The sequence below is a fragment of the Pseudomonas sp. UMAB-40 genome (genome assembly GCF_900095275.1).
Lineage (GTDB): Bacteria > Pseudomonadota > Gammaproteobacteria > Pseudomonadales > Pseudomonadaceae > Aquipseudomonas > Aquipseudomonas mandelii_B.
This window is the reverse complement of record NZ_LT607595.1, coordinates 1-6,828: the sequence shown is the minus strand read 5'-3', so window position 1 is coordinate 6,828 and position 6,828 is coordinate 1. Positions and strand designations below refer to the sequence as shown.

At 56.9% G+C, this 6,828-nt stretch carries 8 protein-coding genes and 1 pseudogene; 4 read left to right on the top strand and 5 right to left on the bottom strand.

From position 1 onward, the window contains the following. Nucleotides 1-367: pseudogene (locus K0F88_RS31835) on the top strand (hypothetical protein); the annotation flags it as partial. A 27-nt stretch (nucleotides 368-394) separates the two neighbouring features. Continuing rightward, nucleotides 395-784, top strand: coding sequence for a DUF6124 family protein (locus K0F88_RS31830; protein WP_219097854.1), 390 nt, complete (start codon nucleotides 395-397; stop codon nucleotides 782-784). Between the two features lie 69 nt (nucleotides 785-853). Here K0F88_RS31830 and K0F88_RS31825 read toward each other — a convergent pair whose 3' ends face one another. From K0F88_RS31825 to plsB, 5 genes are all read right to left on the bottom strand, one after another. Continuing rightward, a complete protein-coding gene (locus tag K0F88_RS31825; RefSeq protein WP_219097853.1) occupies nucleotides 854-1,543 on the bottom strand; it encodes a DUF4197 domain-containing protein in 690 nt (229 codons plus the stop codon). A gap of 27 nt (nucleotides 1,544-1,570) precedes the next feature. Continuing rightward, nucleotides 1,571-1,969, bottom strand: coding sequence for a YbaY family lipoprotein (locus K0F88_RS31820; protein ID WP_219097852.1), 399 nt, complete (start codon nucleotides 1,967-1,969; stop codon nucleotides 1,571-1,573). A 77-nt stretch (nucleotides 1,970-2,046) separates the two neighbouring features. After that, nucleotides 2,047-2,412 carry a YbaY family lipoprotein gene (locus K0F88_RS31815; protein WP_219097851.1) on the bottom strand — a complete coding sequence of 122 codons (366 nt, stop codon included), beginning with the start codon at nucleotides 2,410-2,412 and terminating at the stop codon, nucleotides 2,047-2,049. A gap of 150 nt (nucleotides 2,413-2,562) precedes the next feature. After that, nucleotides 2,563-3,165: a hypothetical protein gene (locus K0F88_RS31810; RefSeq protein WP_219097850.1), complete on the bottom strand. Its 603-nt coding sequence runs from the start codon at nucleotides 3,163-3,165 to the stop codon at nucleotides 2,563-2,565. 109 nt (nucleotides 3,166-3,274) lie between these two features. Continuing rightward, complete coding sequence (gene plsB / locus K0F88_RS31805) at nucleotides 3,275-5,758, bottom strand: glycerol-3-phosphate 1-O-acyltransferase PlsB (protein WP_219097849.1); 2,484 nt, start codon at nucleotides 5,756-5,758, stop codon at nucleotides 3,275-3,277. Nucleotides 5,759-5,925: 167 nt separating this feature from the next. On the opposite strand from plsB, the gene K0F88_RS31800 reads away from it, so the two are divergent. Both K0F88_RS31800 and K0F88_RS31795 read left to right on the top strand, forming a co-directional pair. Further along, nucleotides 5,926-6,135, top strand: a complete 210-nt coding sequence (locus tag K0F88_RS31800) for a cold-shock protein (RefSeq protein ID WP_010462862.1) — start codon at nucleotides 5,926-5,928, stop codon at nucleotides 6,133-6,135. Nucleotides 6,136-6,514: 379 nt separating this feature from the next. Beyond that, nucleotides 6,515-6,828: hypothetical protein (locus K0F88_RS31795; RefSeq protein WP_219097848.1), on the top strand; the 314-nt coding region annotated here is incomplete at its 3' end.

Genomic DNA, 6,828 nt, shown 5'->3' with positions numbered 1-6,828 from the left:
TCATAGCGCCCGATTGAAGTGTCCAAAATCATTAGGCCAGTTCAGCTTGCCCGCGATGGCGATCTGGCAAGCGACTATGTTTAAAGATCTGCCAAAACATCAGAACCTTCCCACGAAATTTTCAGGTTGTCTGTCGGAAGCTCGATCTCTAGGCTTTTGGGTGTCGCTGCAAAAAGCAGCGACCGGGTTTCGCAGCCCGGTTAAACTTCAGACGCACAGCGTCCACCATCCGAAAGCGGGCGTTTTTTTATGCCTGTGTTATGGCGGCTGTGCGCGGGAGATCTTCGGGTCTGCCGGGTTCCTGAAGTCCCGGTCTGCGAACCTGCGTACAGCTGCCACCTTATGTTCGTTTCGCAGCGAACGGTGACAGCTCCACTACTTCAGGAGTTACACGATGATTAAAGACAGCCCAAATCCTCCATACACGGAAGCAGAACTGGAAAAAGAAACCGACCCGGTTTCCCCTTACGCCTTTCTCGATTCCAAAAAACTCCACGACGCGGCAATTCGCGCTCTTGATCACTATTTGGCGCCACCACCCGAAAAAAAGGCTAAAGCTGACCGTCGTCCCAGCTCGGTTTTCGTCATCGCCCCCAACGTTGATTCCGAAACCCTTTTGGCTCACGCCTGCGAAACCCTCGCTTCGGCAAATGTGATGGCCAGTGAGTTAGCCTTCGGTTTGAACGGACCGACATGCAATCTTATGTTGGCGGTTCAACAGATGATTTCGCTGGCGGAGTTATCGGTAAATCGCGTTCTGGATCAGGTTGATCCGCACCAGTAGCGCAAACGGAAAAAGCCCACTGACCTGTAAAGACCAGTGGGCTTTTTTGCGAGTTTCAATTGCCTGGAATTAAAGCGTACCAAACACTTTCTTCGCCAGACTCGTCGCCGCAGCCGCCGGATTCTGGCGAATGGTTTCTTCCTGTTTGCCGATCATCTCGAACAAGCCGTTCAGCGCCTGCTCGGTCACGTAGCTTTCGATGTTGGCGTTCTTGGTATCCAGCACGCCCATGGTCGCTGCCTGGCCAGCGAAGGTGTTGTATTGCTTGGCCAGGCCGACCTGGTCGGTGGCTTGCTTGACGATCGGCAGGAACTTCAGGCGAATCTGTTCGCGGCTGGTTTTGCTCAGGTACTGGGTTGCCGAGTCGTTACCGCCGCTGAGAATCCCTTTGGCGTCTTCGACGCTCATCTTCTTCACGGCATCGACCAGGATCGGCTGGGCCTGGGTCACGGCGGTTTCGGCCGCTTTGTTCATGCTGGTTTCCAGCTCAGTGACCTGATCACCCATACCGAACTGTTTCATTTTGCTGGCGACTTTGCCCAGTTTGCCCGGCAGTTCGATTTTCACGTCCGGGTTGTTGCTGAAGCCGCCCGGCGTGCCGAGTTGTTTGACGGCCAGTTGCGCGCCTTGGGTCAGGGCATCCTTGAGGCCACCGGTAGCATCTTTTTGCGAAAGGTCATTGAGCGACAGCGCCAGTGCGCTGGCGGAGATCATCAAGCCTGCGCAGAGGCCGGCGAAACGAAGGGTAGGGCGAAACATGGCAGCTTCCTTGTACGAAAGAGGAGTTTAGCGAACGGCGTCGACGCGGATTTTTAGTGGCTGCGGATCGCTGCCATCAAGTTGTACGGCGTGGTGTTCGGTGGTGATGAACATCAGCTTGCCGTCGACTTCGATGCGCGCACTGACGGAATAGCGATGGCCGGGTTTGACCTGGGCCGGATCGTAACTCAGATGAAACGGCAGCGGCACCTGGCCTTTGACCGGGCCTTTCTGTTCGACGAGGATAACGGCGGGGGCATCCGCGAGGGACACGTCCTGCAGGCTGACGCTCAAGGTGGCGCTTGGCGGCAGGGCGATGCGTTGCAGGTAGAAGACTTCGCCATCGAGGCTGGTTTTCGCGGCAGGTTGCAGGGTTTGGCAGGCACTGAGCAAAGCAGCCAGTCCCAGAAACGAATGTTTTTTCATGAATTGAATCCTTGTCCCTGGCGCCCGAAGAAGACCGGCGCCAACGACAATTTAACGGATTTTTTCTAGCGCAGGACTTAGAAGTTACTGTCTGGTTTTGTACGAACGTTGCGGACAATAACGTCCTCGGGGCGCAGGTGGTCGACGCCCAACTGCACGGTGTGATCTTTGGTGGTCGCGAAGATCACTTGATCGGTGGTTTCGATCCGTGCACGGATTGCATAGCGGTGGTCAGGCAGGACATCGGCCATCTTGTACCGCAAGGTAAAGTCCAAACCCGTTGTTTCTGCGCAAGGAATAACTTGCCGGGCGAGTTCTTTGGCGGGGGCCTCTGCTGAAGTGACATCCAACAAACTCACGTGAAGTGTCGAGTGGGTCGGTAGCTCAACTCTCAGCAGATAGTGCACGATGCCGCTGATGCTCTTTTCGTATTCGTTGCTCACTTTGATTTCCTTATCAAATGCATCGTCGGAAATGACGAGTCGTCAGCATATCGTCGAGAGCAACAAACGCTATGTAGGATGTTTCCTTACTTGTAGAGCGAATAGGCAGCGAGATAACGAAACGATAAAGATAAATAGGTTGAACGCCTCTCAAACCTTGCCAAAGGGTTTCAATACAACCGATCCCGGAGACACCGCTATTGAATTCCGGTATTCGTTTTCAGTGGCGGTCAGGGTATAGCGCTTACCGGGAACAACAGTGGCTGGGTCGTATTCCAGATAAAACGCCTCCGCCATTTTTTCGCTGACATGTATTTGGGTGACGAGTGCGTGAGTGTCGTCATGTTCGTGGGCGGCAACGGTGACGGCATGTTCGGGGGCGACCGCCCGAGGCGCTTGCGCCTGGATGTAGAGACGGCCAATGGGGCTCAGATGCAGGGTCTGTCGGTGCGGCGCTCGATGGACAATCACGACGTAGTCCAGATCAATCAGCAAAGGAATTCCGTTATGGGTCATGTTGATCGTCACGAGGTATTTGACGCTGACATCGGAGTAGTGGTGTGCAAACGAAAAGTTCCAGCGTCCGCTGCGCAGCATCGGTTCTCGGAGTTGCGCTACGTTGAGGGGGACAGAAGTGTTGGCCGTTTGAACGCTTATATAAGTTTCACCTTCGCCATCGCTGGGGGGCAGGAAGTCTTCAGGCAAACTAAACGTCAGGGTGATGTAGGAGGTGGTGTTATCTGATGGGCTCATCGCGATATCCGTATCGGGATTAAATGGGCCTCTATTTATCCATAATTGACAGATTATAAGAACATCCTTGTTCCTATAGTCATTGTCAGGAAGTTACCGCCGACTCCAACTAAGCCTGGTCCGCTGCATCTTCACTTCGATGCAACGCCACCTGACGGATCGATAAACGAATCTCCGCCGGCAACACCCGTTTGGCCGCGCCTTCTGCCAGTTCGCCCAGCAGTTCGTGATAACTCAGCTTGCCGGCTTCGTCGCGCTTGAGCACGTCGAGATCCAGCAGGGTCTGGATGAAGTGGCGGAACAAGCTCTTGTCGAAGAACTCCGGGGCATTCAGCCCGTGCAGGATCGACAGGCGCTGGGCCATGACGGTGCACAGGTCTTCCAGTTCTTCGGCGCTGATGCTGTTCTGGCCGCTGTTGAGCAGCAGGGACACAGTCATGTAGAAGCGTTGCAGTGTCTGGGCGATGCTCTTCGACAACAACGTCAGCAACACAAAGTGCCGCGAGCTTGGCGCCGGGCGCAGGTAGACATCGTTCTCGAAACGCAGCAGACCTTGCTCGACGAACGCTTCGAGCCATTGATCGATCACGCCATCCAGTTCGTCCAGCGTCCAGCGAATGAACAGCTCTGATTGCAGGTACGGATACAGCGCCCGGGTGTAGCGCAGGATCTGTTCGCGGCTCATGCGCGAGGCGCTCTGGAAGAAACTCGCGAGCAAGGCGGGCAGGGCGAAGATGTGCAGCACGTTGTTGCGGTAGTAGGTCATGAGGACGGCGTTCTGCTCGTCCAGATACAGAATCTTGCCCAAGGCATCGCTTTGCTCGGACAACAGGTCCATGTCCTTCACATGCTCGATCAACGCCCGGCCGTCACCGTCCGGCAGCGTGGTATGCGGCGAGTACGGGACCTTGCGCAACAGCGCCAGATACAAATCAAGCACGCGCGCCATGGCGCGATCATCCAGCGCCAGGCGGGTGGTGGACAGCAGCGCCAGGGCCACCAGATTCACCGGGTTGATCGCCGCCGCTTCGTTCAGGTGCTGCGCGACTTTCTCGCCGAGACGGTTTGTGGTTTCGTTGAGCCAGGCCGGTTTGAACTGCGGGCCGAGTTCCTGTTTGCGCCAGTCTGGCTGTTCGCTGTCGAGGAATTCCGCGAGTTTGATCGGTTCGCCGAAGTTCACCGCCACCTGGCCGAAACGCTGCTTGAGCGCGCCGATGACTTTGAAGATGTCGAAGATCGATTCTTTCTTCTTGCTCGCACCACGCAGTTCGCCGAGGTAGGTCCGGCCTTCCAGCACCCGCTCATAACCGATATACACCGGGATGAAGACGATGGGCATGCGCGATGAACGCAGGAAGCTGCGCAGGGTGATCGCGAGCATCCCGGTTTTCGGTTGCAGCATGCGCCCGGTGCGCGAGCGGCCGCCCTCGACGAAGTACTCGACCGGGAAACCTTTGGTGAACAGGGTGTGCAGGTATTCGTTGAACACCGAGGTGTACAGCGGGTTGCCCTTGAAAGTGCGGCGCATGAAGAACGCGCCGCCACGACGCAGCAAGCTACCGATCACCGGCATGTTGAGGTTGATCCCGGCGGCGATGTGCGGCGGGGTCAGGCCGTTACGGAACAGCAAGTAGGACAGCAGCAGGTAGTCGATGTGGCTACGGTGGCACGGCACGTAAATCACTTCGTGACCCTGGGCGGCCTTCTGCACACCTTCGATGTGGTTCACCTTGATCCCGTCGTAGATCTTGTTCCAGAACCAGCTCAGCACCACTTCCAGAAAACGGATCGCCGTGTAGGTGTAGTCCGAGGCGATCTCGTTGCCATAGCGCAGGGCCTGGGCCTTGGCTTTCTCCGGGGAGATGTTCTCGCGCTCGGCTTCGTCGAGGATCGCTTGCTTGACCAGCGGCTGGTTGAGCAAGCCCTTGACCAGGTTGCGGCGGTGGGAAATGTCCGGGCCGATCACTGCGGCTTTCAGGTTGCGGAAGTGCACCCGCAGGATCCGCTGGGCCATGCGCACCGTGCGCTCGTGGCCTTTGTTGTGGTCGATCAGCTCGCGCAAATGAATCGGCGCCGAGAACTGCACGCGGGTTTTGCGCCCCAGCACAATGATGCTCAGCAATCGACGCAGGCGTCCGGTCACGGCCCAACTGTCAGCGAAGAGCAATTTCCACGGGCTCGATTCACTATCGGGCGATTGGCCCCAAAACACGCTGACCGGAATGATCTGCGCGTCTTCGGCGGCGTTCTGGCTCAGGGCGCTGACCAGGCGGGTCAGGGCGGGCGGCGCACCACGTTTGTCCTGACGGCCGAGCCAGTCGGGCTCCGGCGTCAGGTAGAAAAATGCAGCGGGTTCCACCAGGTTACCCACCGACACAGGCAGCACCGGACGGGGCAGGCCAGCCTTGCTGCATTCGGTGTCGACCACGGCAAGGTCGGTCAGCGAAGGGTTTTGCAGGACGTAGAACACCGGGCGACTGCGGTCGAGGTTGAGGGTGAACGACGACTGGTTGATCGTCTCCGAGCGAACCCAGAGATAGAGCAGTCGGCGCAGGGTGCCAAACACAAGACGGCGGAACGGGGAACGGGTCATACGGCTTCTGCGTGAGTGAGTAAAACCAAGCAATTGCTCGGGCGGCCGATAGTGTGCCGTATTCGTCGAAAATCGGCAAAAAAGCGGCTAAGTAAAGTTGAGTTGAGAGTTTTGGTGCCTGTCATATACTCGGCGCCTCAACAATAAAAAGAAGGGGGTATCGATTCATGGCTACGCGCGAAACCGGCAATGTGAAGTGGTTCAACGACGCCAAGGGCTACGGCTTCATTCAGCGCGAGGACGGGGTGGACGTGTTCGTGCATTACCGCGCGATCCGCGGCGAAGGTCACCGTTCGCTGGCTGAAGGTCAGCAGGTGGAATACGCCGTGGTGACCGGCGAGAAGGGGTTACAGGCAGAGGATGTCGTCGGTCTGTAAGCCATCCTTCAGTTCACCCAAAACCACTGTGGGAGCGAGCTTGCTCGCGATTGCGGACTGACATTCAACATCGACGTTGACTGAAAGGCCCTCATCGCGAGCAAGCTCGCTCCCGCAGGTTTTGTGACAGGTTTTAAGCAGTTTTCCAGGTGATTTCTTCTTCAACATTCGCGCTGATGCGCATCCAGCACCCCGCAGTTTCTTCGCCTTCTTCCTCGACCCTCGTAGCGTAATTTTCTCATCCTCACAATGATGCTGGATGTACAGTCACCTGTCAGTTCTGACAGTAGACGATATTTTTCATCAGACCTACCTTTGGGAAACAGTTTGCCGGGCGCCGTGAATCTCCGGCTTTGCTCCATTCGGGAGGAGAGTGGTCATGTGGAAATATCTTGCGGGGTTGCTGGTTCTGGGAGTTGTTGGCTGTGCGGTGCATGAGCCCTCCACGGACACTCCGGTCACGCCGTCCCTGCGGACAATGAGTGCCCTGTCATTACCGCAACAGGACGATTTTCAAGGTGTCTCCGCGGCTCAGCCGTCAGTGTTCAGGGTGGTCGAAGCGCCGAGCGGCGAACTGAATGCCGACACCCTGGGCTCCGAAGCCAACGTGCAGGTGAGTTACCCGAGCATGGCGTCAACAGATACGGTTGGGGTACGCCTGACTGGCGTGGCCTTACGCGATGCTCCAATCCA